Source organism: Paracidovorax konjaci, from assembly GCF_900112675.1.
In the GTDB taxonomy this organism is placed as follows: domain Bacteria; phylum Pseudomonadota; class Gammaproteobacteria; order Burkholderiales; family Burkholderiaceae_C; genus Paracidovorax; species Paracidovorax konjaci.
In genome coordinates this window covers 111,700-135,724 of the sequence record NZ_FOMQ01000009.1, presented here as the reverse complement: position 1 = coordinate 135,724, position 24,025 = coordinate 111,700, and the positions used below count along the sequence as shown (strand labels likewise).

20 protein-coding genes and 1 pseudogene are annotated in these 24,025 nt (G+C 67.2%); 17 read left to right on the top strand and 4 right to left on the bottom strand.

Features of this window, described 5'->3' with window-relative positions:
- Positions 1–6 precede the first annotated feature (6 nt).
- The 4 genes from BM144_RS14735 (at position 7) to BM144_RS14720 (ending at position 4,777) form a co-directional block, all read left to right on the top strand.
- On the top strand, positions 7–1,539 hold the full coding sequence (locus tag BM144_RS14735) for an acyl-CoA carboxylase subunit beta (RefSeq protein WP_092953589.1): 1,533 nt from the start codon (positions 7–9) through the stop codon (positions 1,537–1,539).
- Positions 1,540–1,594: 55 nt separating this feature from the next.
- The gene (locus BM144_RS14730; protein ID WP_092953587.1) at positions 1,595–2,131 is read left to right on the top strand and encodes an NYN domain-containing protein; all 537 of its coding nucleotides are present in this window, start codon (positions 1,595–1,597) and stop codon (positions 2,129–2,131) included.
- Positions 2,132–2,192: 61 nt separating this feature from the next.
- Positions 2,193–4,241 (top strand): acetyl-CoA carboxylase biotin carboxylase subunit, encoded by a 2,049-nt coding sequence (locus BM144_RS14725; protein ID WP_092953585.1) that lies wholly within the window; start codon positions 2,193–2,195, stop codon positions 4,239–4,241.
- Between the two features lie 59 nt (positions 4,242–4,300).
- A complete protein-coding gene (locus tag BM144_RS14720; protein ID WP_092953583.1) occupies positions 4,301–4,777 on the top strand; it encodes a VOC family protein in 477 nt (158 codons plus the stop codon).
- Between the two features lie 16 nt (positions 4,778–4,793).
- Here BM144_RS14720 and BM144_RS14715 read toward each other — a convergent pair whose 3' ends face one another.
- A complete protein-coding gene (locus BM144_RS14715) occupies positions 4,794–5,672 on the bottom strand; it encodes a MurR/RpiR family transcriptional regulator (RefSeq protein WP_092953581.1) in 879 nt (292 codons plus the stop codon).
- Positions 5,673–5,815: 143 nt separating this feature from the next.
- Here BM144_RS14715 and BM144_RS14710 point away from each other — a divergent pair, with 143 nt between their 5' ends.
- The 4 genes from BM144_RS14710 to bioB all read left to right on the top strand — a co-directional run bounded on the left by BM144_RS14710 (position 5,816) and on the right by bioB (position 10,161).
- A complete protein-coding gene (locus BM144_RS14710; protein ID WP_092953579.1) occupies positions 5,816–7,144 on the top strand; it encodes an aspartate aminotransferase family protein in 1,329 nt (442 codons plus the stop codon).
- Between the two features lie 59 nt (positions 7,145–7,203).
- Complete coding sequence (locus BM144_RS14705; RefSeq protein WP_092953577.1) at positions 7,204–8,094, top strand: amino acid ABC transporter substrate-binding protein; 891 nt, start codon at positions 7,204–7,206, stop codon at positions 8,092–8,094.
- Between the two features lie 13 nt (positions 8,095–8,107).
- Complete coding sequence (locus tag BM144_RS14700) at positions 8,108–8,752, top strand: aspartate/glutamate racemase family protein (RefSeq protein WP_092953575.1); 645 nt, start codon at positions 8,108–8,110, stop codon at positions 8,750–8,752.
- A gap of 329 nt (positions 8,753–9,081) precedes the next feature.
- Complete coding sequence (gene bioB / locus BM144_RS14695) at positions 9,082–10,161, top strand: biotin synthase BioB (protein ID WP_092953573.1); 1,080 nt, start codon at positions 9,082–9,084, stop codon at positions 10,159–10,161.
- Positions 10,162–10,208: 47 nt separating this feature from the next.
- Here the strand turns inward: bioB and ligD are convergent, their stop codons facing one another.
- The 3 genes from ligD to BM144_RS14680 all read right to left on the bottom strand — a co-directional run bounded on the left by ligD (position 10,209) and on the right by BM144_RS14680 (position 14,856).
- A complete protein-coding gene (ligD, locus tag BM144_RS14690; RefSeq protein WP_092953571.1) occupies positions 10,209–12,932 on the bottom strand; it encodes a DNA ligase D in 2,724 nt (907 codons plus the stop codon).
- A gap of 12 nt (positions 12,933–12,944) precedes the next feature.
- Positions 12,945–14,048 carry a non-homologous end joining protein Ku gene (gene ku / locus BM144_RS14685; RefSeq protein ID WP_092953569.1) on the bottom strand — a complete coding sequence of 368 codons (1,104 nt, stop codon included), beginning with the start codon at positions 14,046–14,048 and terminating at the stop codon, positions 12,945–12,947.
- Positions 14,049–14,298: 250 nt separating this feature from the next.
- Positions 14,299–14,856 carry a hypothetical protein gene (locus tag BM144_RS14680; RefSeq protein WP_092953567.1) on the bottom strand — a complete coding sequence of 186 codons (558 nt, stop codon included), beginning with the start codon at positions 14,854–14,856 and terminating at the stop codon, positions 14,299–14,301.
- Between the two features lie 351 nt (positions 14,857–15,207).
- Between BM144_RS14680 and BM144_RS14675 the strand changes: the two genes are divergently transcribed.
- The 9 genes and pseudogenes from BM144_RS14675 (at position 15,208) to BM144_RS14635 (ending at position 24,013) form a co-directional block, all read left to right on the top strand.
- A complete protein-coding gene (locus BM144_RS14675; protein ID WP_092953565.1) occupies positions 15,208–15,474 on the top strand; it encodes a flagellar biosynthetic protein FliQ in 267 nt (88 codons plus the stop codon).
- Positions 15,475–15,483: 9 nt separating this feature from the next.
- On the top strand, positions 15,484–16,317 hold the full coding sequence (locus BM144_RS14670) for a flagellar biosynthetic protein FliR (protein ID WP_092953563.1): 834 nt from the start codon (positions 15,484–15,486) through the stop codon (positions 16,315–16,317).
- A gap of 6 nt (positions 16,318–16,323) precedes the next feature.
- On the top strand, positions 16,324–17,418 hold the full coding sequence (locus BM144_RS14665) for an EscU/YscU/HrcU family type III secretion system export apparatus switch protein (protein WP_092953561.1): 1,095 nt from the start codon (positions 16,324–16,326) through the stop codon (positions 17,416–17,418).
- A pseudogene (gene flhA / locus BM144_RS14660) lies at positions 17,415–19,514 on the top strand (flagellar biosynthesis protein FlhA). Before BM144_RS14665 ends, flhA begins: the two are co-directional and overlap by 4 nt.
- A 55-nt stretch (positions 19,515–19,569) precedes the next feature.
- On the top strand, positions 19,570–20,367 hold the full coding sequence (locus BM144_RS14655) for a flagellar hook-basal body protein (RefSeq protein WP_092953559.1): 798 nt from the start codon (positions 19,570–19,572) through the stop codon (positions 20,365–20,367).
- A 56-nt stretch (positions 20,368–20,423) separates the two neighbouring features.
- A complete protein-coding gene (flgG, locus tag BM144_RS14650; RefSeq protein WP_092953557.1) occupies positions 20,424–21,215 on the top strand; it encodes a flagellar basal-body rod protein FlgG in 792 nt (263 codons plus the stop codon).
- On the top strand, positions 21,212–22,258 hold the full coding sequence (flgA, locus tag BM144_RS14645; protein WP_092953555.1) for a flagellar basal body P-ring formation chaperone FlgA: 1,047 nt from the start codon (positions 21,212–21,214) through the stop codon (positions 22,256–22,258). Before flgG ends, flgA begins: the two co-directional genes overlap by 4 nt.
- The gene (locus BM144_RS14640) at positions 22,255–22,869 is read left to right on the top strand and encodes a flagellar basal body L-ring protein FlgH (RefSeq protein ID WP_245783673.1); all 615 of its coding nucleotides are present in this window, start codon (positions 22,255–22,257) and stop codon (positions 22,867–22,869) included. The genes flgA and BM144_RS14640 overlap by 4 nt, the downstream gene beginning before the upstream one ends.
- A gap of 1 nt (position 22,870) precedes the next feature.
- Entirely contained in the window at positions 22,871–24,013 is a 1,143-nt protein-coding gene (locus BM144_RS14635) for a flagellar basal body P-ring protein FlgI (protein WP_092953551.1), read from the top strand.
- Positions 24,014–24,025: the final 12 nt, after the last annotated feature.

Below are 24,025 nucleotides of genomic sequence, written 5' to 3'. Positions count from 1 at the left end.
AGTTTTATGCAGGATATTCTCGAACAGTTGGAGAAAAAACGCGAGCAGGCCCGCCAGGGCGGCGGCGCCAAGCGCGTGGAAGCGCAGCACAAGAAGGGCAAGCTCACCGCGCGCGAGCGCATCGAACTGCTGCTGGACGACGGCACCTTCGAGGAATGGGACATGTTCGTCGAGCACCGCTGCACCGACTTCGGCATGCAGGACAACAAGGTGCCCGGCGACGGCGTGGTGACGGGCTACGGCATGATCAACGGCCGCCTGGTCTTCGTCTTCAGCCAGGACTTCACCGTGTTCGGCGGCGCGCTCTCGGAAGCGCATGCCGAGAAGATCTGCAAGGTGATGGACCAGGCGATGAAGGTCGGCGCGCCGGTGATCGGCCTCAACGATTCGGGCGGCGCGCGCATCCAGGAGGGCGTCGCCTCGCTCGGCGGCTATGCCGACGTGTTCCAGAAGAACGTGCTCGCCTCCGGCGTGGTGCCGCAGATCAGCATGGTGATGGGCCCCTGCGCGGGTGGCGCGGTGTACTCGCCCGCCATGACCGACTTCATCTTCATGGTGAAGGACTCCAGCTACATGTTCGTGACCGGCCCCGACGTGGTGAAGACCGTCACGCACGAGGAAGTGACCGCCGAGGAGCTGGGCGGCGCCGTCACCCACACCACCAAGAGCGGCGTGGCCGACATGGCGTTCGAGAACGACGTCGAGGCGCTCATGATGCTGCGCCGGCTCTACAACTACCTGCCGCTCAACAACCGCGAGAAGGCCCCCGTGCGCAAGAGCACCGACCCGGCCGACCGCAAGGACCTGAGCCTGGACACGCTGGTGCCCGAGAACGCCAACAAGCCCTACGACATGAAGGAGCTGATCGTCAAGACGGTGGACGACGGCGACTTCTTCGAACTGCAGCCCGACTACGCGCGCAACATCGTCGTGGGCTTCGCGCGCATGGACGGCAACGTGGTGGGCATCGTCGCCAACCAGCCGCTGGTGCTGGCCGGCTGCCTGGACATCAAGTCGAGCATCAAGGCCGCGCGCTTCGTGCGCTTCTGCGATGCGTTCAACATCCCCGTGGTCACCTTCGTGGACGTGCCCGGCTTCATGCCCGGCACCAGCCAGGAATACGGCGGCATCATCAAGCACGGCGCCAAGCTGCTCTACGCCTACGCCGAGGCCACGGTGCCCAAGATCACCGTCATCACGCGCAAGGCGTACGGCGGCGCCTACGACGTGATGGCCTCCAAGCACCTGCGCGGCGACGTGAACCTGGCCTGGCCCAACGCCGAGATCGCCGTGATGGGCGCCAAGGGCGCGGTGGAGATCATCTTCCGCGAGGACAAGAACGACCCCGGGAAGCTGGCCGCCCGCGAGGCCGAATACAAGGCCCGCTTCGCCAATCCGTTCGTGGCCAGCAGCCGCGGATTCATCGACGACGTGATCCTGCCGCACGAGACGCGCAAGCGCATCTGCCGCAGCCTGGTGATGCTGCAGAACAAGAAGATCGAGAACCCATGGCGCAAGCACGGAAACATCCCGCTGTGAACGGCGGATCCCCGAAGACTCCCGGCGCGCCGCGCCCGGCCGCAGCGGGAGGCCTATGAAAACCGTCTGGATCGTCGACGGCGCCTACCTTTTCAGCTACGGAAAGTCCAAGCCCTTCGATTACCTGAAGCTGAAGAACGAGATCACGCGCCTGAACGGCGGGCCGATCTACGAAAGCTACTACCTCAACTCGGCGACCGAGCCCGCCACCGATGCGCAGAACTCCTTCCACGCCTGGATCAAGACGGCGCCGCCCATGGGCCCGAAGTTCCGCGTGCAGCTCTACAAGCTGAAGAAACTGCACGTGCACTGCCCCTCCTGCAGCCACTCGTCCGACCGCTGGGTGCAGAAGGGCGTGGACGTCGGCATCGCCACGCTGATGATCAAGCTGGCGGCGCAGAACGTCTACGACCGCCTGATCCTGTCCGCGGGCGACGGGGACTTCGAGGACGCCATCTCCTACGTCAAGTCCGAGCTGCACAAGGAAGTGTGGGTCTCGGGCTCGATGTCCAGCCTCTCGCCCGACCTGCAGTCCTATGCGGACAACGTGCTGTGGATGGAGGACATGAGCCCGGCCATCGATCGCACCTGAGCCGCGCCGCCCCCCACGCCACCCCGCGCCCGCCCGAACGCAACACCTCCTTCGACGCACCATGTTCACCAAAATCCTGATTGCCAACCGCGGTGAGATCGCCTGCCGCGTCATCGCCACCGCCCGCCGCATGGGCATCGCCACCGTGGCCGTCTACTCCGACGCCGACCGGGACGCGCGCCACGTGAAGCTGGCGGACGAAGCCGTGCACATCGGCGCGGCACCCAGCCGCGAGAGCTACCTGCAGGCCGACCGCATCATCGCGGCCTGCAAGCAGACCGGCGCGCAGGCCATCCACCCGGGCTACGGCTTCCTGTCGGAGAACGAGGCCTTCGCGCAGCGCTGCGAGGACGAAGGCATCGCCTTCATCGGCCCGCGCGCGCATTCGATCGCGGCCATGGGCGACAAGATCGCCTCCAAGAAGCTGGCCAACGAAGCGAAGGTCAACACCATCCCGGGCTGGAACGACGCCATCCCGTCGGCTGAAGCAGCCGTCGGGATCGCGCGCGACATCGGCTACCCGGTGATGATTAAGGCGTCGGCCGGCGGTGGCGGCAAGGGCCTGCGCGTGGCCTACGACGACAAGGAGGCGCTGGAAGGCTTCGCCGCCTGCCAGAACGAGGCGCGCAACAGCTTCGGCGACGACCGCATCTTCATCGAGAAGTTCGTGCAGCAGCCGCGCCACATCGAGATCCAGATCCTGGGCGACAGCCAGGGCAATGTGATCTACCTGAACGAGCGCGAATGCTCCATCCAGCGGCGCCACCAGAAGGTGATCGAGGAGGCGCCGTCGCCCTTCATCAGCGACGCGACGCGCAAGGCCATGGGCGAGCAGGCCGTGGCCCTCGCCAAGGCCGTGAAGTACCAGAGCGCGGGCACGGTGGAGTTCGTGGTGGGCAAGGACCAGGACTTCTACTTCCTGGAGATGAACACGCGCCTGCAGGTGGAGCACCCGGTGACCGAATGCATCACGGGCCTGGACCTCGTGGAGCTGATGATCCGCGTGGCGGCCGGCGAGCCGCTGCCCATCGCGCAGGCCGACGTGCGCCGCGACGGCTGGGCCATCGAATGCCGCATCAACGCGGAGGACCCGTTCCGCAACTTCCTGCCCTCCACGGGCCGGCTGGTGCGCTTCCAGCCGCCGGAGGAGAGCATGTTCCAGGCCGACACCGACAAGAAGCTCGGCGTGCGCGTGGACACGGGCGTGTACGAGGGCGGCGAGATCCCCATGGTCTACGACTCGATGATCGCCAAGCTCATCGTGCACGGCACCGACCGGCAGGACGCCATCCACAAGATGCGCGCGGCGCTCAATGGCTTCGTGATCCGCGGCATCAGCAGCAACATCCCGTTCCAGGCGGCGCTGCTCGCGCACCCGGACTTCGTGTCGGGGCGGTTCAACACCGGCTTCATCGCTGAGCACTACGGCCAGGGCTTCCATGCCGAGGACGTGCCGCACGACGACCCGCTCTTCCTCGTCGCGCTGGCGGCCTACATGCACCGCCGCTACCGCGCGCGCGCCCGCGGCATCAGCGGCCAGCTCGCGGGGCACGAGGTGAAGGTGGGCGAGCAGTTCGTCGTGGTGGCGCTGGACGCCGAAGGGCAGCATGCCCACCACGCCGTCTCGGTGACCGACTTCCAGGATGCCTCGGGTTCCAGCCTCGTGCACGTGGAGGGGCGCGACTACCAGATCAGCAGCGCCGCCACGCTCGGCCAGGTCCGCGTGCAGGGCCAGTGCAACGGCATCGGCTTCACCGCCCAGGTGGAGCGGGGCGCCGGCAAGAACCCGCTGGCGCTGCGCATCGCGCACAACGGCACGCAGATAGAGGCCCTGGTGCTTTCGCCGCTCGGCGCGCGTCTGCACCAGCTCATGCCCTTCAAGGCGCCGCCGGACCTGAGCAAATTCCTGCTCTCGCCCATGCCGGGCCTGCTGGTGGACATCGCCGTGCAGCCGGGCCAGAAGGTGCAGGCCGGCGAGAAGCTCGCGGTGATCGAGGCGATGAAGATGGAGAACATTCTCTTCGCCACGCAGGACGGCGTGGTGGACAAGGTGGTGGCCGGCAAGGGCGAATCGCTGGCGGTGGACCAGGTGATTCTGGAGTTTCAATGAAATCGCCTTCATGCCGCCGTATTCATTGAATAGTTTGCTACCAAAAACATAGCGTACATATGGACAGCACCATCGCCTCCCGCCCCTTCAAGGTCCTCGGCATCCAGCAGGTCGCCATCGGCGGCACCGACAAGGACCGCATGAAACGCCTCTGGGTGGACATGCTCGGCCTCGCGCAGACGGGCACCTTCCGCAGCGAGCGCGAGAACGTCGATGAAGACATCCTGGCGATGGGGCAGGGCGCCCACGCGGTGGAGGTGGACCTCATGCAGCCGCTCGACGTGGACAAGAAGCCGGCGGTGCACACCACGCCGCTCAACCACATCGGGCTGTGGATCGACGACCTGCCGCGCGCGGTGGAGTGGCTCACGGCCCGGGGCGTGCGCTTCGCGCCGGGCGGCATCCGCCCGGGCGCGGCGGGGCACGACATCACCTTCCTGCACCCCAAGAGCAACGACGAGTTCCCGATCGCGGGCGAGGGCGTGTTGATCGAGCTGGTACAGGCGCCGCCCGAAGTGATCGCCGCGCTGGGCTGAAGCGCTTCGGCCCCGCTCAGCCGCCGGCGCGGCTGCGGCGCGCCTTGGCGTAGGCGCCCGTGGCGTGCAGCCGGCGTTCCGCCTCGCCGATGGAGCGCGCGGCGCCGGCGCCCGCGCGGCTGGCGAGCAGTTCCACCAGCGCCTCGGCGAGCGCCATGCCCGCCGCCACCGAGGGAAAGAACGATGGGCTGTGGATGCTGAACAGCAGCGTCTGCTGCGCCATCAGCGACAGCGGCGAGGCCAGGCTGTCGGTGAGCGCCACGATGCGGCAGCCGGCGTCCCGCGCGGCCTCGGCCACCTGCAGCGCCTCGCGCGAGTAGGGCGCGAAGCTCGCCACCACCAGCACGTCGCCTTTCGCGAACGCGCGCTGCTGCATCTCGAGCGTACCGCCCTGGCCGTCGAGCAGGTGCACCGTCTGCCGGAACAGCCGGTACTGGTAGACCAGGCCGAATGCGATGGGGTAGCTGGCGCGGAACCCCGCCACGTGCACGGCGCGGGCCTTTTCGATCAGGGCGCAGGCCTCGTCCAGGCGCGGGGCGCTCTGCGTCTGCGTGCTTTCGAGGTTGCGGCGCTGTAATTCGAACATCTCCCCGGCGAGCCCGCCGCCTTCGGCGGCCCGGCCCACGAGCCGCTGGGCCCGCGCGCCGTACGCATCGCCCCCCAGGCCCAGGTCGGCCGCGAACGCCGCCTTCAGCGCGGGCCAGCCGTCGAAGCCCACCTGCTGCGCGAAGCGCACCAGCGTGGGCGGCGTGGCGCCGGCCTGCACGCCCAGGTGGCGCATCGATGACGTGACCACCTCGGCCGGGTGGTCGAGCAGGTAGCGCGCGACCGCTTGCAGCGCGGGGCTGAGATCGGCATAGCGCTGGCGGAGGTGGTCCTGGACGGAGACGGTCATGGGGCGGGCAGAGGGGCGGGCAGAGGGGCGGGTGACGGGAACGAATGTACCGAAAAGGCACAGGTGTTCCATGCCAGCCCATTGACGAAACGTATGTTCCAAAACAAAATGGGCGGGAACATTTGATCCAAAAGCGGCACTGCATGACACACGTATTCCATCGCCACCTGCACCAGACCCCGCCCGTCGCCGTATCGGCCGAGGGCGTCACGATCGTGGACGCCGCGGGGCGGCGCTATCTCGACGCCTCGGGCGGTGCCGCCGTGTCGTCGCTCGGGCATGGGCATCCGGACGTGATCGCGGCCATGCATGCGCAGATCGACCGGCTGGCCTATGCCCACACCAGCTTCTTCACCACCGCGGTGGCCGAGGAACTGGCCGACGCGCTGGTCGCCGGCGCGCCCGAAGGCATGGACCATGCCTACCTGGTGAGCGGCGGTTCCGAGGCCGTCGAGGCCGCGCTCAAGATGGCACGGCAGTACTTCGTGGAGATCGGGCAACCGCAGCGCACGCACTTCATCGCGCGCCGCCAGAGCTACCACGGCAACACCCTGGGCGCGCTGGCCGTGGGCGGCAACGCCTGGCGGCGCGAGCCCTTCGCTCCGCTGCTGGTGCCCGCGACGCACGTGGCGCCTTGCTACCCCTACCGCGAGCAACGCGCGGACGAGACGCCCGAGCAGTACGGCCAGCGCCTGGCGGACGAACTGGACGCCGCCATCCGGGCGCAGGGCCCGGACCGCGTGATCGCCTTCGTGGCCGAGACGGTGGGCGGCGCCACGGCCGGCGTGCTCACGCCCGTGCCCGGCTACCTGCGCGCCGTGCGCGCGGTGTGCGACCGCCACGGCGTGCTGCTGATCCTGGACGAAGTGATGTGCGGCATGGGCCGCATCGGCACCCTCTACGCCTGCGAGCAGGAGGGCGTGGTGCCCGATCTCGTCACCGTGGCCAAGGGCCTGGGCGGGGGCTACCAGCCGGTGGGCGCGGTGCTCGCGCAGCGGCGCATCGTGGAGGCGATGTCGGCGGGCAGCGGGTACTTCCAGCACGGGCACACCTACCTCGGGCACCCGGTGGCCTGCGCGGCCGCGCTCGCGGTGCAGCGCGTGATCCAGCGCGACGGCCTGCTCGCCAAGGTGCGGGACGACGGCGCCTTCTTCGAGCAGGCCCTGCGGCAGGCGCTCGGCAGCCATCCGCACGTGGGCGACATCCGTGGTCGCGGTTTCTTCTGGGGCATCGAGCTGGTGCAGGACCGCGCCGCGAAGGCGCCCTTCGATCCGGCCCGCAAGGTCCACGCGCTCGTCAAGCGGGAAGCCATGGCGCGCGGGCTGCTCTGCTACCCCATGGGCGGCACGGTGGACGGCCATGCGGGCGACCACGTGCTGCTCGCGCCCCCCTTCATCGCCACGCGCGAGGTGCTGCAGGACATCGCGGTCCGGCTGGCCGACGCGGTGGACGCGGCCACCCGCGAATTCTGAACCCGCGCATCGCGCTTTTTTCCCGCCTCTCCACCATCCTGCCCGCAAGGAGTTCCACCATGCCTTCGTTGTTCCGCTGTGCCGTCCTGGCACTGTCCGCCGCCTTCGCCCTGGGCGCCCATGCACAGGAAAGCGCCACCCTCCAGAAGATCAAGGAGACGGGCGCCATCACGCTCGGCCACCGGGAGTCGTCCTTCGGCTTCTCCTACAACGCCGGCACCGGCGTGCCGGTGGGCTACAGCCTCGACATCTGCATGAAGATCGTGGAGGCGGTGAAAGCGCAACTCCAGTTGCCGAAGGTGGAGATCCGCTACCAGACCGTCACCTCGCAAAACCGCATTCCGCTGGTGGCGGGCGGCACGGTGGATATCGAGTGCGGCTCCACCACCAACCTCGTGGAGCGGCAGAAGCTCGTCGCCTTCTCGCCGGACATCTTCCGCTACAACGTGCGCATGCTGGTGCGCGCCGATTCCGGCATCCGCAGCATTGCCGACCTGCAGGGCAAGACCGTGGTGGCCACCAGCGGGACCACGTCGCTGCGGCTGCTGCGCGAAGCCGACAAGGGGAAGAACCTCGAGATCCAGCAGATGGCCGGCAAGGACCATGCCGACTCGTTCCTGCTGGTCGAGAGCGGCCGCGCCCAGGCCTTCGTGCTGGACGACATCCTGCTGGCAGGCCTCATCGCATCGGCACGCAACCCCAAGGATTTCATCATCACCGGCGAGCCGCTGCGCACCGAGAACCAGTCCCTCATGTTCCGCAAGGACGACCCGGGCTTCAAGGCTCTGGTGGACCGCGTCGTCACGGGCATGATGAAGTCCGGCGAGATGGAACAGCTCTACCGCAAGTGGTTCACGTCGCCCATCCCGCCGCGCGGGGTGAACATCCAGTACCCGCTCAACGCCGAAACCCGCGATGCCTTCGCTCAACCGTCCGACAAGGGCCTCTGAACCCGCCGCCCGCATGCCACGCATTGCCCTGATCCACGCCCTGGCCCATTCGGTCGACCCGGTCAACGAGGCCTTCGCGCGCGACTGGCCCGAGGCCGTGCGCATGAACCTGCTGGACGACAGCCTCTCGGCGGATCTGGCGGCCGGCGGCGGCTCGCTCGATGCCGCGATGCACGCCCGCTTCGCACGCCTGGCGCGGTATGCGGTGGATACGGGGGCGCAAGGCATCCTGTTCACCTGCTCCGCCTTCGGGCCGTGCATCGAGGCCGTGGCGCGGGAACACGCGCCGCTGCCCGTGCTGAAGCCCAACGAGGCCATGGTGGAAGAAGCGGCCGGGGGGCAGGGTGCCCTCGGCCTGGTGGCGACCTTCCCGCCCACGCTGCGATCCATGCCCGCGGAGTTTCCGCCCGGCATGCCCCTGCGGATCGCCCTGGCCGAAGGAGCCCTCGACGCATTGAACTCCGGCGACGCCGCCGCCCATGACGCGCTCATCGCGCACCAGGCAGCGTGGCTGGCGGAGCAGGGCTGCACCCGCATTGCGCTGGCCCAGTTCAGCATGGCGCGCGCGCGGGATGCCTGTGCGCGGGCGACCGGCCTGCCGATCCTGACCACCGTGGACAGCGCGGTCCGCAAGTTGCAGACCCTGCTGGGCGCGTGAGGTTGCGTTAACCGACGCCATCTCCGCAGGCATCCAGCCAGGGCGGCACGGCACTTGGCGACGGATGGCGGCGCGATGGCGCATGTTGCGGGGCCGGCTGAAAGCACGTGCCCCAAATGCCTTTAACTGGGCGGCCACGGTCGGCATCTGCCGGCAAAGTACCGCGTGAAATGCCGGGAATTGGAGCCCTTTGCGCTGCGGCGGGAATTTTGGGGCGCGAAGAGGGGGGCGGCCGGTTTTTCCTTCCACAATTTGTATGCCGCGCTGCGGAAACCCTTGCCCCGCGCCGGTCCCCTCCAGGACTCCGGCGGCGGGCGTCTTCAGAGCCCATGACCATGCAACCCACTGCAACCACTTCCGATACCCCCACCGCACAGCCCGTGCAATGGCACCGGCCGGCTACCGCCGCCACCACCGCGCCGTCCGGCGGCGACTGGACCGTCCAGGCCATCCAGGAGCTTCTCGACCTGCCATTCATGGACCTGCTCTGGCGCGCGCAGGCCGTGCACCGGCAACACTGGCCGGCCGGCGATGTCGAGCTGGCCACGCTCCTGTCCGTGAAAACGGGCGGCTGTCCGGAGAACTGCGGCTACTGCCCGCAGTCGGCGGAGTTCGATACGGGTGTGAAAGCCCAGAAGCTCATGAGCGTGGACGAGGTCACCGCCGCGGCCCGGGCCGCGCGCGATGCGGGGGCCACGCGCTTTTGCATGGGCGCGGCCTGGCGCGCCCCCAAGGACCGCGACATCGAGAAGGTGGGCGAGCTGATCGCCGCCGTCAAGGACCTGGGCATGCAGACCTGCGCCACGCTCGGCATGCTGGAGCCGCACCAGGCCCGGGCGCTGCGCGGCGCGGGCCTGGATTACTACAACCACAATCTGGACACCGCGCCGGAGTACTACACCGATGTCGTAAGCACCCGGGCCTACCAGGACCGGCTGGACACGCTGCGCCACGTGCGCGATGCGGGCATCAGCGTGTGCTGCGGCGGCATCGTCGGCATGGGCGAAGCGCCCGTGCACCGTGCGGGATTGATCGCGCAGCTTGCCAACCTGGCCCCGTATCCCGAGTCGGTGCCCATCAACAGCCTGGTGCGCGTGCCGGGCACGCCGCTCGCCGACAGCGATCCGGTGGACCCGTTCGATTTCGTGCGGGTGATTGCCGTGGCGCGCATCACCATGCCGCGGGCACGGGTGCGGCTCTCCGCCGGCCGGCAGCAGATGGGCGAGGCCGTGCAGGCACTGTGCTTCATGGCGGGCGCGAACTCCATCTTCTATGGCGACAAACTGCTCGTCACCGGCAACCCCGACGTGGAGGCCGACGTGCAGTTGCTCGCCAAGCTCGGACTCAACGGCCGCCGGGTGGCGTCCACCGACACCCACGACCTGCACGGGGCCGTGACCCACGCCTGATGCGGCGCAGCGCGGCGCCGGCAGTTGCAGGGAGCGGCCGGCCGCGCTCAACCGCGGGGCGGTTCGTATTCCAGCAGGCGCATGGCCTGGGTGATCGACACCGCCGCGCCCGCGTAGCCGTCCCACGGCGCGTTGCCTTCGCGAAGCCGGTCGCCCACGCTGCGCACGGTCCACTGCGCGCTGCCGGAAAGCGTTTCCAGCTCGCTCCAGGCCAGCGGAACGGAGATCCCCAGGCCGGGGCGTGCACGCGCCGACCACGCGCACACGGTGGTGGCACCGAAGCCGTTGCGCAGGTAGTCCACGAAGATCTTGCCCACGCGGTTGCGGGGGCCGCTCTTGGCCACGAACAGGTGCGGGATGGTGCGGGCCATGTGCTGAACCACGGCCTGCGAGAAGCCCTTGACGGTGTCCCAGCCGTGCAGGCGCTTGATGGGCACCACCACGTGCAGGCCCTTGCCGCCGCTGGTCTTGAGAAATGCCGGTAAGCCCAGTTCGGTGAGCATCACGCGCATGAGCGTGGTGGCCTCCTGGATCTTCTCCCAGCCTACGCCCTCACCAGGGTCCAGGTCGAAGGTCATGCGGTCGGGCCGCGCGATGCGGTCGCTGCGCGCATTCCACGTGTGGAACTCGATCGCATTCATCTGTGCCGAGGCAGGCAGGCCCTCGGGCGCGGCCACCTCCATGAGTGCGGGGTGGTCCGGGTAGAGCGCCCTGTCCAGCAGGCGGATGCCCTCCACCGAGCCCTGTTCCTGGTGCCGCTGGAAGAACAGCTCGTGCCCGACGCCCTCCGGCGCGCGCACCACCGACACCGGGCGCTGGCGCAGGTGCTCCATCATCAGCGGCGCCACGAGCGCGTAGTAACGCACCAGGTCGAGCTTGGTGAGGCCGCTGTCCGCATCGATCACCCGCTCGGCGTGGGTCACGCGCAGCGATGGGGACGGGCCGGATGCGGCAGCGCGGCCGGCCGGTGGCCTGGCGGGCTGCGGGGCCGGAGGAGATTTCTTGCGAGCGGTCATGCGGGGTGGGGCGGGCGGGGCAGGGGGTGGCGCGGCGGCGATGGCATCGGCACTGGCGGGCGTCTCCTGCACGATGTCCTGCGGAGGCTTGTCTTCACGCAGGCCGCGGAACACGGCGTGGCGGATGTGCCGGGTGTGCGTCCAGCCCGCGAAGGCCACCTCGGCGAGCAGGCACGGGACCACCCAATGGGCCTTGCGGCCGACCCGGGTGCCCTCGGCGAAGGGGCTGTCCGATGCGCCCAGCGCCTTGAGCTGCGCATGCAGCGTCTTCAGGGTGCGCTCGCTGAAGCCGGAGCCCACGTTGCCCACGTAGTGCAGCAGGCCGTCGTCGCCATGCACTCCGAGCAGCAGCGAGCCGATGCCCGTGCGCGCTCCCTGCGGATCCGTGTAGCCGCCGATGACGAACTCCTGCCGCTGCCCGCACTTGAGCTTGATCCAGTCGGCCGAGCGGCCCTCCGCGTAGGTGGCCGAGGCGCGCTTGCCGATCACGCCCTCGAAGCCGAGTTGGCAGGCGGATGCGATGAGCTGGTCGGGCGCTGCCTCGAAGGCCTCGCTGAAGCGCACGGTGTCGCTCTCGCCGGCCGCTACCAGGGTGCGGAGCGCATCGCGGCGTTCGCGCAGCGGCACACCGCGCAGGTCATGCCCATTGAAATAGGGCAGATCGAAGACATAGAAGATGAGCCCGCCAACCTCCGCCCCGGCTGGCCGGCCGGCAGCTTTCGCGGCACGGCGGCTGGTGACGCCGCGGGTGCTCTCGAAGGCGTTCTGCAAGGCCTGGAAGTCCGGAATGCCGTGCCGGTCGAGCACCACGATCTCGCCGTCGATCCAGCCCGATTCGACCGGCAACGCCGCCACGGCATCCGCCAGTTGCGGCATGCGGTGTGTCCAGTCGTTGCCGTTGCGGGTGATGAGCCGTACCTGCCCGCCCTCGATGCGCGCGAGGATGCGGTAGCCGTCGAACTTCAGTTCGAACAGCCAGTCGGCGAGGTTGCCGGGCGGGCCATCGACCAGCGTGGCCAGTTGGGGCGACAGCGCTTGCGGCAGCGATCCGCCATCCACGCGTCGGCGCCGCGCGCCGGTTGGCCGGGCACCGGCCGCCTTGCCGGCAGGCGCCCGCGGCGCGCGGTGCCGGGCACCCTCGGCGTCGGATGACGCGGGCACCGGCAGATCGGGCAATGCCTTCACGCTGTCGGGCATTGCATCGACCACGCTGTATTCGGCCGCCGGGCGGTCCTGTCCGTCGCGCTCCTTGATGAGCAGCCAGGGCGGCTGGCGCTCGTTGCCCCGCCCGTGCATGCGCACGAGCGTCCACCGGCCGCGCAGTTTGTGGCCGTGGATCTCGAACTTGAGCTTGCCGGCGCGGTAGGCACGGGCCGGGTCTTCCAGGGGCACCCAGTAGCCCTTGTCCCAGATGATCACGCGCCCGGCACCGTATTGCTTTGCCGGAATCTGGCCTTCGAACTGGTTGTAGGCGATGGGGTGGTCTTCCACCTGCACGGCCATGCGCTTGTCGGCCGGATCGAAGCTCGGCCCCTTCGGCACTGCCCAGCTCTTCATCGTTCCGTCGATTTCCAGCCGCAGGTCGTAGTGCAGGCGGGTGGCCCAGTGCTTCTGGATCACGAATCGCAAGGCGCCGTCCGGCAGCGCTTCCGCGCCCTGCGCACCAGGCTCGGGCGTGGCCTTGAAGTCCCGCTTGCGGGCATAGTCCTCCAGTGCGGCCGGGAGCGCGGAAGGGGCACGGCGCGATCGGGCCATGGCGTTGGCCGCTCAGGCGGCGCGGCGGCGTGCGGCGGGTTTCTTGGCGGCGGCCGACTTTCCGCCGTTCGCGGTGCTGCGGGCCGGTGCGGACTTGGCTGCGCTGCGGCCTGTCTTGGCGTTGCTGGCGGAAGCGGTCTTGCGCGGCTTGGCCCGGGCCGGAAGATGGCGAACGCTGGACCCCGTGTCCTTTTCGTCATCCCCGCCTGCAGGCTTCTCGCCGCCCGGGGAGGGCGTTCCCTTGCGCCGCCCGCCTTCCAGGCTGCGGCGGAGCAGGGCGGTGAGGTCCACCACTTCCGCGCTGCCGGTATCCGACGCGGCTTCCAGGGGCTCCACTTCGGCAATGTCCCCCGCCTGGGCCCGCGCTTCGACGAGCTTCATGATTTCTTCGGAGAAGGAGTTGCGGAATTTGTCGGCATCCCATCCCTCGCTCATGTCTTCGATCAACTGCTGCGCCATGCGCATCTCGGCATCCTTCAGGCCCACGGCCTTGCCGCCGGCCGGAGGCAGGTTGAGTTCTTCGAAGGAGCGGATCTCTCCGCCCCAGCGCAGCAGATTGAGCACGAGCGCCCGGCCGCAGGGAATGAGCACCGCCAGGTGCTGCTTGGTCTGGATCACCACCTTGCCCACGCCCACGCGGTGGCTCTTCTTGAGCGCTTCGCGCAGCAGCGCATAGACCTTCTCGCCGCGCTTGAGCGGGGCGGTGTAGTAGGGGCGCTCCAGGTAGACGAAGGGGATGTCGTCGGCATCCAGGAAGGCCTCGATTTCGATGGTCTGGGTGGTCTTGGGGTAGGCCTGCGAGATTTCCTCGGGGGTGAGCACCACATAGCGGCCGTCTTCGTATTCCACCCCTTTGACGATGTTCTCGGCCGTGATCTCCTTGCCGGTTTTCTTGTTGATGCGCTTGTAGCCCACGGGATCCATGCTGCGCTTGTCGAGCCAGTCGAAATCGATGCCGCTGTCCTGTGTGGCCGAATAAAGCCCCACGGGAACGTGCACCAGGCCGAAGCTGATGGCGCCCTTCCAGAGCGCGCGCGTGGAAGTGGGGGCCTGCCCGCTGGCCGTTGCTTTGGCGGGAGGCGATGCGGCAGCGGCCGGCTTCTTCTTTTCAGCCATGCCGCCCTCCTTGCCGTGCGGCAGCGGTATCGATCGAAGGAATGCACATGTCGCGGATCCTTGGGACGGGAACGATTTCCACCGAAGGTAGGGCGGGCCCCGGCGCGCCGCTGTAGGACAGCCGCGACGGCCTTCGACAGCCTCGCCGGCTTGTCTGGCGGGTTCTGTAACCGCGGACCCGAGCGGGACAACGGCGCTGCGTTACCGCCAGGTAGTGAAGGGCGGCGAAGAACGGCGGGAGTGGGCGAGATCAGGTTTCGCCGCTGTCCGGCGTGGCACTCGCACCCGACACGGGGCTGGGCGGCGCGGACGCCACGAGATGGTGGTCGCTCTGCAGCATGGGCACGAACCCCAGTTGCCCTTTCATCCGCCGGAACGGCGTCGAGAATTTCTCCAGCGTCACCGCGGTGACCTTCTCGAAGAAAGCCGTGTTCGGCCCGCTGGGGGAATAGGTCGACTCTTTCTGGTTCCAACGCACCCGCCAGTGGTTGCGCGACTTCTGTATGCCCACCCGCACATGCTCATCCAGGCAATGCGAATCGGCCCGGAAGAACAGCGTCAGTCCGAAATAGAAAAAGCCGTCGTCACCGACCTGCAGCTTGGGCCACAGGGAAGACCGCTCGTCCGCGATGCGTTCCAACCGCTCATCCAGCGCATGGAACTCCACGTCTCCGGACCGCGCGCCGAGGTGGTCGATGAACTCCACACGCAACCTTTGCGCGAACACCACGCACTCATCCTTGTACTGCTCGAAGTCTTTGCACCAGGCAATCGCCTTGGCCTGCAGATCCTGGAAATTCGAGGTCATGGGGGAGAACTCCTCTTTGTGTACGCCACGGGACGGCCTGCGCAGGCCTGTCTCGGCCGGCTGGGCTGGGAATAGCCGGGTATCGGGCCACGCCCATCAGTGGTGATTTCCGGGCTGGGATCCGTCCATGTTCGGACAGCCCGTCAGGCTGCCGTGTGGGTCGGGATTGGCGTATCCGTGTAGGAATGCGCTTACGCAACGCATGCCGGTTATGGAGTAGGAATAAAGCAACGTCGCTGCAGAGCGCGCCCCCGTAATTGCTGCGCGTTTGTATAATTTTCCAATATTTGTAACTTTTCAATACAGGAAAATGCGCGTGTCGAAGTTCGGTTCCTCGCAGTCAGGGTGCCCATGACTGCCGACCTCGCGCTGCGCATGATGTCCGACCTGTTCTGGACGGGGCTGCTCGTCTGCCTGCCCATCCTCGGGCTCACCATGCTGGTCGGGTTGCTGATCAGCATCCTGCAAGTGGTCACACAGGTGCAGGAAATGTCGTTGACGTTCGTTCCCAAGCTGCTGGCAGCAGGGGGCGTAATGGTTTTTTTCGGCCCGTGGATGCTCAAGAAGCTGGGCCAATTCGCCACGCAACTCTGGACGAACATTCCTTCGATGTTCTGACGCGCTGGTATGGACTCCCTGCAATCTTCGCCCTTCCAGGCGCTGGCTGGAAGCGGCTCCCAAGGCCTGTGGGCGGCTTTCTTCCTGCCTTCGCTGCGTATCGCCGTCGTGCTGGCGATGACGCCGGTGCTCTATGCGATGCCGGTGCCTGGCCGGGTGCGCCTGGTGGTGGTCATGGCACTGTCCTGGACCCTCGCGCAGGCATTGGTGAGGGGCACCCCGAAGACCGTGCCCGGCGCGGGTGAGTTGCTGCAGATGGCGCTGGTGGAGCTATCGCTCGGGGCCACCATGGCGCTGGGCATTCTGCTCGCGTTTGCAGCTTTCTCGCTGGCAGGCAACCTGCTCGATGTGCAGATCGGCTTCGGCATCGCCCAGGTCTTCGATCCGGTGGGCAACCGGGCGTCTCCCTTGCTGGTGTCCGCGTTCAACTACATCGCCGTGATCGGCTTCATGGCAGTGGACGGCCACCATGCCCTGCTGCGCGCGCTGGCCTACAGCTTCGAGGTGTTTCCACCCGGTGCCGCCTGGCAGATCGAAGGCGCGGCAGCACCCGTTTTCAAGCAGGCGAGCGGGCTCTTCATGCTGGGTTTTTCACTGGCTGCACCGGTGGTGTTCTGCATTCTGCTGGTGGAGTTCGCGCTCAGCCTCATATCGCGCAACCTTCCGCAGATCAACATGCTGGTGCTTGGCATACCCGTGAAGATCGTGGTCGGCCTGGCGGTGTTGTCGCTGTGGTTCACGGGCATGGGCGGCGCGATGAACCGGATCTACGGCGGCATCTACGGCATGTGGGAGACGATGTTCATTCAGGCCGCCGCGGTACCGCGGCCCGGGGATCGGTGAGGCGCCATGTCTGAACAACAGGATCTGGACCGCAACGAGGACGCCACCCCCTACAAGCTGCAGAAGGCACGAGAGAAGGGGCAGGTATCCAAGAGCGCGGACGTCGTTTCGGCGCTGGTGCTGGTGGTGGCCGTGGCGTACCTTGCCGGGCAGGGCTGGGACATGGCGCAGGCGCAGTTCCGCCTCGATCGCATGGCGATTCTGCAAAGCACCGTGCGCGATCCCGGCGGTGCCGCCCTGTGGCCGCTGGTGTCCCGGCTGCTCCTGGATACGCTGCTGTGGCTGGCCCCATTCTTTGCCGCGGTGGTCATCGCCGCCATGCTGGGCAATGTGCTGCAGACCGGGCCCATTTTTTCGTCCGAGCCCATCACGGCGGATTTCAGCCGCCTGAACCCCGCCAACGGATTGAAGCGGATTTTCTCGGCTCGGGCGCTTTTCGATACCGCGCGGGCGTGCGCCAAGCTGGTCCTGCTGGCGGGAACGGCCTATTACGCGCTCAAGGATCTCGCACCGCAGTTCTATGGCCTGGCGAGCCAGTCGCCCCAGGGCTACGTGCAGTTGCTGGTTTCCGACCTGGGCGGGCTCGGCTTCAAGATGGCACTGCTGCTGGCGATCATCGCCGCAGTGGACTGGATGTTCACGCGGCGGGAGTTCGCCAAGAAGATGCGCATGAGCAAGCGCGAAGTCAAGGACGAGCACAAGCAGCGGGAAGGCGACCCCCGTGTCCGCGCCCGGATGCGCGACCTGCGCCGCGAAGCGCGCAAGCGCAGCCAGGCATTGCGGCACACGAGCAGCGCTGACGTCGTGCTCACCAATCCCACCCATGTGGCCATCGCGCTCCGGTATGTGCACGGCGAGATGGACTCGCCGCAGGTCGTCGCCAAAGGTGCCGGGCACCTGGCCGCCGCGATGCGGCAGATCGCCGCACGCCATGGCATTCCGGTGGTTCGCAGCCCGGCCCTCGCGCGCCGGCTGTTCAAGGAACTGGATGTCGAGCACCATGTGCCCCCGCAGATGTTCGCCGACGTGGCGCGGATCATCGTGTGGGTATTCGCCATGCGGGAGCGGCGCAGCGGCATGCCGCAGAAGGCCGCGGCATGAAGGCGCTGGAGCGTTTCTTCGGCAAGCACAGCGACATCGCCATGGTGTTGCTGGTGCTGGGCGTGCTGGTGGTGCTGTTCGCGCCGATTCCCAGCCCGTTGCTGGACTTTCTCATCCTGACGAACTTCAGCTTCGCGTTCCTGATTCTCCTGCTCACCTTCTACATGGCAAGGCCGGTGGAGTTCTCGACGTTTCCGTCGCTGCTGCTCATCGCCACGCTGTTTCGCCTGTCGCTCAACGTTGCGGCCACCCGTCTCATCCTCTCCGACGGGGATGCCGGCAGGGTCATCGGCGCCATCGGTGCCTATGTGGTCGGTGGCAACTACGTGATCGGGCTGATCGTGTTCCTGATCCTGATCGTGGTGCAGTACGTCGTGGTGACCAACGGTGCGCAACGCATTTCGGAGGTGGCCGCCCGCTTCACGCTCGACAGCATGCCCGGCCAGCAGATGAGCATCGATGCGGACCTCAACATGGGTTTCATCGACCAGGCGGAAGCGCAGCGCAGGCGCAAGAACATCGAGAAAGAAGCGGGCTTCTATGGCGCGATGGACGGCGCCAGCAAATTCGTGAAGGGCGATGCCATCGCCGGCATCATCATCCTGCTCATCAACATCATCGGCGGTCTGGTCATCGGGGTGATGCAGCACAAGCTGCCCTGGTACCAGGCACTCAGGACCTATTCGCTGCTCACGATCGGGGACGGGATCGTGACGCAGGTGCCGGCACTGATCATCGCCGTGGGAACGGGGATCATCGTTACGCGCTCGGCCTCCGACGGCAACCTGAGCCAGGAAGTGCTGCGCCAGATCACTTCGTTTCCCAAGACGCTGCTGCTCGTGGGCGCGGCGCTCACCGGCCTGCTGTTCTTCCCCGGCATTCCCGCGCTGCCCACGCTGATCCTCATCGCCGCGGTGGGCGCGGTCGCCTGGGTGGTCTACCGCAGCAAAGGCTCGCCGGCAGAGGAAGGTCCCGATGCCGCCGGAGATGCCCAGGGGGTGGACGGCCTCGCAGAAGCTGCCAAGACCGAAGAGGATCCCTACGCATCCTTGCAGGTCGAGCCCATCGAAGTGCATGTGGGGAGCCAGTGGGCAGCGTTGGTCAACCAGCCCGGCAGCGTGCTCATGGAACGCATTGTCACCTTCCGCAAGCAGCATGCGCAGGACCTGGGGCTCGTGCTGCCGAGGGTGCGCTTCAAGGATGCGGTGCGCCTGGGCGCAGACCGGTACGAAATCCACCTGGATGGCGTGATCTGCGGCCGCGGTGAGGTGCGTGCGGACAAGGTGCTGGCCATCCACCCCGCGGGGAAGATGGACGGGGTTCCAGGAGAACCCACACGCGATCCGACCTACGGCCTGCCAGCCCTGTGGATCGATGAGCAGCACCGTGCGGCGGCCGTGGCCGGAAAGTACACGCTGGTGGACGCGCCGACCGTGTTCATGACCCACCTGACCGAGGTGCTGCGGCGCGAGTCCGCCACGTTGCTCACACGGGCGGAAGCCGACCGCTTGCTCAATCGCGTGCGTTAGCAGCAGTCCAGCCTGGTGGAGGAGTTGATTCCCACCGTACTGTCGGTCAGCGATGTGCAGAGAGTGCTGCAGAACCTGCTGCGCGAGAAGGTTTCCATCCGCCACATCGAAGCGATCCTGGAAACCCTGGCGGATGCCGGGCGGCAATCCAAGGACGCCACCTATCTCACGGAGATGGTCCGCCTGCGCCTTGGCCACGCGATCTGCCAGGGCCTGGTGGGCGACGCCAACGCGTTGCACGTCATCACGCTGGATCCGGCCATCGAGAGCCAGTTGCTCCAGAACATCCAGTCGGCCCAGGTCAATGCGCGCACGGACGAGGGCGCCGCGCCCGCTGCGCCCTTCGTGCTGGAACCCCGGCTTGCCGAGCAGATCATGGTGAAGCTCATGCAGCAGGCGGAACGCATGATGAAAAGCAACCTCCTGCCCGTGCTGCTGTGCGCGCCCGAACTGCGCCGCCACGTGCGCGCGCTTTCCGAGCGAATGATGCCCCACCTGCGGGTCCTGTCGATGGCGGAGGTTCCGCATGCCATCGAACTGAAGTCCTATGCGGTGGTGAGCCTGTAGCCGTCTGGCATCGCCTCCACGTTCGTTTTCCATCTCTTCAACTTTTCCTCTCCCCATGCAAGAAGTACTCGCGCTCGCGCTGCAGTCGATGCAGACTGACATGCAGCGGCTCGACAAGATCGGCAACAACCTTGCCAATGCCTTGACGCCCGGCTACCAGAGAGATGTGGCTTCGGCGCGTCCGGTGGTCCCCGCAGGACTGGCCTTTGCATCGATGGTGGGGGCAGGCGAACCACGGCCGCCCAAAGGTACGCCCGCCGCGGCGCGAGCGTTGACTTCCGGCTTGTTGATACAGACCGACCCGCGCCCGGGCACGCTCCGATCGACCGGCCAAAGCCTGGACGTTGCCATTGCCGGCGCGGGATTCTTCGAGGTGAGTACGCCGCAAGGGCCTGCCTACACGCGGCAGGGCAATTTCCGGCTCGACGCACAGGGGCGGCTCGTCACCGCCGCGGGCTACCCCGTGATGGGCAAGGGCGGGGAGATCTATCCCGGCATGGGCGCTCCGCAGATCGATGGCGCAGGCAACGTGGTGTCGGCCGAGTCCGCAGCCCAGGGCGGGGCCCGCGCAGCCATGCCGGTGGCCCAACTGAAGATCGTGCAGCCCGAGGGAAGGGCCGGCATGGAGCATGCGGGAGAGGGGTTGATGCGTACCGACGGCGCCATGGCGATGCTGCCGGACGCCGAAGTGCAATTGCGCCAGGGATTTCTGGAGAACTCGAACGTCAGTTCCATGCAGGAGATGGTCCAGCTCGTGCAGACCATGCGCCACTTCGAGTCCATGCAGAAAGTGGCGCTGGGCTACGACGAAATGACGGGGCAGGCGATCCGCAAGCTCGGCGAGCTCTCCTGAGCGCGCAGCCCCCCCCCTCGGGCCCCGGCCAGATACCGTATCAAAGGAACCTATTCATGTTCGATGCCTTGTACATCGGCGCCACTGGAATGCAGGCGCAGCAGCTCAATGTCGAGACGATTGCCAACAACCTCGCCAACGTCAACACCGCAGGCTACAAGCGTGCGCGCGTGAGCTTCTCCGATCTCGTGGCCCGTGATCCTGCGCGCGCAGCAGGCCTGGGGGATGCGGACGCGGGCCTGCTCCAGCCGACGTTGCGGCTGGGAAGCGGTGTAGGCATCGCCAGCGTGTCGAAGCTGTTCGATCTGGGTGAGGTCAAGAAGACGGATGCGCCCCTCGATATCACCGTCCAGGGCGAAGGATTTTTCGAGGTACTGATGCCGGACGGCAGTTCTGCCTATACCCGCGGCGGCACCTGGAAAGTCAATAAGGACGGCCAACTCGCCACTTTGGCCGGCTTGCCTCTCAAGCCGGGCATCCAGGTGCCCGAGGACATCCAGGCACTCGTCGTGCAGCCCGATGGCCGTGTGCAGGCTAAGGTCGCCAACCAAGCGAATGCCGTGGACCTGGGGCGGATCGAGCTGGTGCGCTTCACGAGCCCGCAGGGATTGCTGGCGCAGGGAGACAACGTGTATCGCAGCAGCAGCGCTTCGGGCGAAGCGCTGCCCGTGCGTGCGGGCGAGGAGGGCGCAGGACAGATAGCACAGGGCTATCTCGAGGGCTCCAACGTGAAGATGGTCGACGAGATGGTGAACCTCATGGTGGCGCAGCGCACGTACGAAGCGAACGCGAAGATCGTGCAGGCGGCGGACGAGATCCTCGGGATGGTGAACGGGTTGCGCAGATGACTTCGACCCTGGAAACGGTGCGCGCCGGACGCTTTGCCGGGGCGCTGGTTTGCGTCCTCTGGGCAGGCGCCGCCTCCGCTGCGGCGGGCGCCGGCATGCCGGCGCCGGTGCTGCGCATTGCATTGCAGCCACAGGTGCTGGTGGAGCGCTCCGATGTCCGGTTGGGCGACGTCGCAATCCTCAGCAGTCCTGACCTGGAGGTGCTGCGCAGGGCCATGTCGCTTCCGTTGGGCCATGCTCCGCGTGTCGGAGAAGCCATCGCATTGGAAAGCACCCGGCTGCAGCGGTGGATCCGCAGCCGCACCGGACTGCAAGAGAGCGAGATCGAATGGGAAGGGGCGCTGGCCACGTCGGTGCGCATGGCGGCGAAAGAAGTGGCCGGAGAAGCGGTAATTGAGCAGGCGCGCGCCGCCCTGCGAGCGCATATCCAGGCCATGGCGAAGCAGAACGGGCTGGTGCAGCCCCGTGTCGAGTTGCAGCCCGTGTCCATGCCGGTGACGGTGGAAGTACCGGCGATGGAAAGCAGCCTGCGTGTGCGCCCGCTGGCGCAGTCTCCCGTCGGCAAGCGCATGCTCGTGTGGGTGGATGTGTTCGCGGGCGATCGGCACGTGCGGGCGATTCCCGTTCGGTTTGAAGTCGCGCTCTTCGCGATGGCTCCCGTGGCTCGCACGGAATTGGCAGCAGGCAGCGAGATTCCTGCGGCCAGCGTTGCATTCCGTGAGGTCGAACTCACCCGTCTGCCGCCGGCTTCGATCCCGGCGGCCTGGAGTGCCGACGAAGAAGCACCTGCCTCCCTGAGGGTTCGACACAAGACCGAACGGGGAGACGTGCTGACGACCGACCGTATCCAGCCCATGCCAGCAGTGGCGCGCGGCCAGTGGGTCAGCGTCATCTCCCGCAGCGGAGCGATGTCGCTGGAAAGCCGGGCCGAGTCCTTGCAGGATGGACAGGTCGGACAGGTCGTTCGTGCACGGCCCTTGAACGCCACCGACGTTCTGCTCGCCCGGGTGGTCGGTCCCGGACAACTGGAGGTGCAGCCATGAGGCGTGCAATCGATTGGCAAGGCGCCCGTGCCATGGCCGTGCGGATCGCCTCCGCAGGATGCTGCGTGTTGGCACTCTGCGCGATTTCCGTACAGGCCGAGAGCCTCTACCAGGAGCAGACTTTCCGGCCGCTCACCGCCGACAACAGGGCATTCCGCGTCGGAGACGTGCTGACGGTGCAGGTCTTCGAGAACTCCAGCGCGACCAGCAGTGCCGATACCGGGACGCGCCGCGGCAACAGTCTTTCGGCAGAGCTGGCGCATCGCGGCGGCCCTGTGGCGCAGACCGGCATCGGGGTCAACGGGACTTTCGATGGCGGGGGGCGCACGCAGCGTACCAACCGGGTATTGGCCACCCTGACGGTGTCCGTCCGGGAAATCCTGCCGAACGGTGATCTGCGCGTCGCGGGGGAGCAATTGCTCACCGTGAACCAGGAGCCCCAGAAAGTCACCCTCGAAGGACGTGTGCGGCCCTTCGACATTTCCGATGGAAATATCGTGCTGTCCACCCGCCTGGCAGACGCCCGGATCAGCTATGTCGGCGAGGGCGACATCGCCGAGCGCAATCGGCGCCCCTGGTGGCGCAATCTGCTGGACGTGATGGGGCTCTGACATGGGGTACTGGAAAAAAGCTTCAGCGGCAGCCATTCTCGGTGCGTTGGTGATCGTCGGACCACTGCTGTGCACCCCTGCAACGGCAAGTGCCGAGAGCGTGCGCGTGAAGGATCTCGGCAAGCTGCAGGGCTGGCGTGAGAATGCCCTGGTCGGCACAGGCATCGTCACCGGGCTCGCGGGGACGGGTGACTCCTCGTCCAACCGCGGAACGCGGCAGGCGCTGTCCAATGCGATGTCGCAGTTCAACCTCAACATCGGCCCGGAACAGATCCAGAGCCGCAACGTTGCGGTGGTCATGGTGAGCGCGTCCCTGTCCCCGTTCTCCCGCGAAGGAGACACGCTCGATGTGACCGTCACCTCCGTGGGGGATGCTCGCAGCCTCGTCGGGGGCAGCCTCGTGCTCACGTCGCTCAAGGCGGCCAACGGCCGGGTCTATGCGCTGGCCCAGGGGCCGTTGTCGGTGGGAGGCTACCGCTACGACGCCAATGGCAATGTGGTGCAGAAGAACCATCCCACCGTAGGCTCCATTCCCGGCGGCGCCACCGTGGAGGTCGGCGTGACTGCACAGGTCGTATCGGATGACCATCTGCTCACCTTCATACTGAATGAGCCTGACTACACCACGGCGAACCGCGTGGCGGAAGCGATCAATCGCCGTTTCGGCGCCGGGCTTGCCCAGGCACGCGATGCCTCGGGGATCGAACTGCTGGTGCCGGAACCCCAGAGGCGCCAACTCGTGGCATTTGTCGCCGGCCTGGAGGCACTCACCGTGGAGCCGGACCGTCGCGCGAAGGTGGTCATCAACGAGCGCACAGGCACGGTGGTCTCTGGTGGCGATGTCCGGATATCCCGAGTGGCGATCTCGCACGGGGATCTCAAGCTGTCCATCCGCAGCGAAACCACGGCTTCACAGCCGGCATTCATCGGAGAGGCCGGCGATGGCGTGCGCACGGCACTCGTCACCAACACCCGCATCGATGTGGACGAGCGCAACGGGCCCGGCTTTCTGGCGGGAGGCACGACGGTCGCGGACCTCGTGCAGTCGCTCGCACGACTGAAGACGAACACCCGCGACATCATTTCCATCCTGCGCGCAGTGAAAGCCGCCGGCGCACTGCACGCAGAGCTCGTCATCCAGTAAAGCAAAGCAACG

What these genes read in the sequence shown, in the direction of transcription:
- BM144_RS14730 (WP_092953587.1), top strand. Translation starts at nt 1,595, where the DNA reads ATGAAAACCGTCTGGATCGTCGACGGCGCCTACCTTTTCAGCTACGGA.
- BM144_RS14720 (WP_092953583.1), top strand. Translation starts at nt 4,301, where the DNA reads ATGGACAGCACCATCGCCTCCCGCCCCTTCAAGGTCCTCGGCATCCAG.
- BM144_RS14735 (WP_092953589.1), top strand. Translation starts at nt 7, where the DNA reads ATGCAGGATATTCTCGAACAGTTGGAGAAAAAACGCGAGCAGGCCCGC.
- BM144_RS14675 (WP_092953565.1), top strand. Translation starts at nt 15,208, where the DNA reads ATGACTGCCGACCTCGCGCTGCGCATGATGTCCGACCTGTTCTGGACG.
- BM144_RS14635 (WP_092953551.1), top strand. Translation starts at nt 22,871, where the DNA reads ATGGGGTACTGGAAAAAAGCTTCAGCGGCAGCCATTCTCGGTGCGTTG.
- BM144_RS14665 (WP_092953561.1), top strand. Translation starts at nt 16,324, where the DNA reads ATGTCTGAACAACAGGATCTGGACCGCAACGAGGACGCCACCCCCTAC.
- BM144_RS14705 (WP_092953577.1), top strand. Translation starts at nt 7,204, where the DNA reads ATGCCTTCGTTGTTCCGCTGTGCCGTCCTGGCACTGTCCGCCGCCTTC.
- BM144_RS14715 (WP_092953581.1), bottom strand. Translation starts at nt 5,672, where the DNA reads ATGACCGTCTCCGTCCAGGACCACCTCCGCCAGCGCTATGCCGATCTC.
- BM144_RS14670 (WP_092953563.1), top strand. Translation starts at nt 15,484, where the DNA reads ATGGACTCCCTGCAATCTTCGCCCTTCCAGGCGCTGGCTGGAAGCGGC.
- ligD (WP_092953571.1), bottom strand. Translation starts at nt 12,932, where the DNA reads ATGGCCCGATCGCGCCGTGCCCCTTCCGCGCTCCCGGCCGCACTGGAG.
- flgA (WP_092953555.1), top strand. Translation starts at nt 21,212, where the DNA reads ATGACTTCGACCCTGGAAACGGTGCGCGCCGGACGCTTTGCCGGGGCG.
- BM144_RS14700 (WP_092953575.1), top strand. Translation starts at nt 8,108, where the DNA reads ATGCCACGCATTGCCCTGATCCACGCCCTGGCCCATTCGGTCGACCCG.
- BM144_RS14680 (WP_092953567.1), bottom strand. Translation starts at nt 14,856, where the DNA reads ATGACCTCGAATTTCCAGGATCTGCAGGCCAAGGCGATTGCCTGGTGC.
- bioB (WP_092953573.1), top strand. Translation starts at nt 9,082, where the DNA reads ATGACCATGCAACCCACTGCAACCACTTCCGATACCCCCACCGCACAG.
- BM144_RS14725 (WP_092953585.1), top strand. Translation starts at nt 2,193, where the DNA reads ATGTTCACCAAAATCCTGATTGCCAACCGCGGTGAGATCGCCTGCCGC.
- flgG (WP_092953557.1), top strand. Translation starts at nt 20,424, where the DNA reads ATGTTCGATGCCTTGTACATCGGCGCCACTGGAATGCAGGCGCAGCAG.
- BM144_RS14710 (WP_092953579.1), top strand. Translation starts at nt 5,816, where the DNA reads ATGACACACGTATTCCATCGCCACCTGCACCAGACCCCGCCCGTCGCC.
- BM144_RS14655 (WP_092953559.1), top strand. Translation starts at nt 19,570, where the DNA reads ATGCAAGAAGTACTCGCGCTCGCGCTGCAGTCGATGCAGACTGACATG.
- BM144_RS14640 (WP_245783673.1), top strand. Translation starts at nt 22,255, where the DNA reads ATGAGGCGTGCAATCGATTGGCAAGGCGCCCGTGCCATGGCCGTGCGG.
- ku (WP_092953569.1), bottom strand. Translation starts at nt 14,048, where the DNA reads ATGGCTGAAAAGAAGAAGCCGGCCGCTGCCGCATCGCCTCCCGCCAAA.